General features: G+C 70.9%; 1 protein-coding gene and 1 pseudogene. Both read left to right on the top strand.

The genetic code is table 11. The features are described from left to right. Positions 1–679: magnesium transporter CorA family protein (locus AC27IQ_RS25465; protein WP_487091290.1), on the top strand; the 679-nt coding region annotated here is incomplete at its 5' end. A gap of 106 nt (positions 680–785) precedes the next feature. Further along, positions 786–1,065, top strand: a pseudogene (locus AC27IQ_RS25460) (ATP-binding cassette domain-containing protein); the annotation flags it as partial.

Here is a 1,065-nt window from a genome sequence, read left to right as displayed (position 1 = left end):
CCGGGGCGATGCGCCGCGCGACCACCGGCCGCCGGGCTCCTCGCCCGTGGCGCGCCTGCCGACCTCGCCCGCCGATCTGATGATGCGCGTGGTCAACCTGATCGTGGACGGCTACCTGGATTTGCGCCGGGAACTGAGCCGGCAGCTCGACCACTGGCAGGCCGAGCTGCTCAAGCCCCGCGCGCGCTTTGCCAACTGGAGCGCACTGCTGGAGGCCCGGCTGGCGCTGCACCAGCTCGACGAGATCTGCGAAGACCAGAACACCGCCGTGCAGGACTGGATCGATGCGGTGGAGACCTGGCCCGAGCCCGAAACCCCGGCGCTGCAGCGCGAGCTGGACCTGCTCAAGGTGCGCAGCCGCGACGTGCTGGAGCACATCGAGCGCGTGGTGCACCACGTGCGCCGGCTGGAGCAGAGCACCGAGACGGCGGTGCAGATGCATTTCAGCGTGCAGAGCAACCGCACCAACGACATCATGCGCACGCTCACGGCGCTCACCGCCGTGTTCCTGCCGCTGAACCTCATCGCGGGCATCTTCGGCATGAACTTCGAGTTCATTCCGCTGGTGCACAAGCAGGACGGCTTCTGGTGGGCGATGGGCTCGATGACGGTGATCGCGGTGGCGCTGATCGCGCTGTTCTGGCGCAAGCGTTACCTCGCCCGCACGGGCCACCACTGAGCGGGCACGGGGCGCCGCGCCCTGCACGCCGATAGAATCGGCGCCCCTTCGCACATCGCTCCCGCCCACGCCCTTGCGGCCCGCCCGCAGCGGCGCCCCCGTTCCCATGGCCCACATCCTCGTCGATCAGCTCGTCAAGACCTACCGCATCGCCGAGCGCGCGCCGGGCCTGGGCGGCGCGCTGCGCGGGCTGCTGCACCGGCGCACGCGCACGGGTGGCGGCGCTGTCGGGGGTGTCGTTCACGCTGGAGCGCGGCGAGCTGCTGGGCTTCATCGGGCCGAACGGCGCGGGCAAATCGACCACCATCAAGATCCTGTCCGGCATCCTGCGGCCCGACGGCGGGCGCGTGGAGATCGACGGCCGCCACCCCAGCGACGACCGCGAG

The organism is Acidovorax sp. KPB24-07 (assembly GCF_057543315.1).
This window is presented reverse-complemented; position numbering and strand designations above follow the sequence as displayed.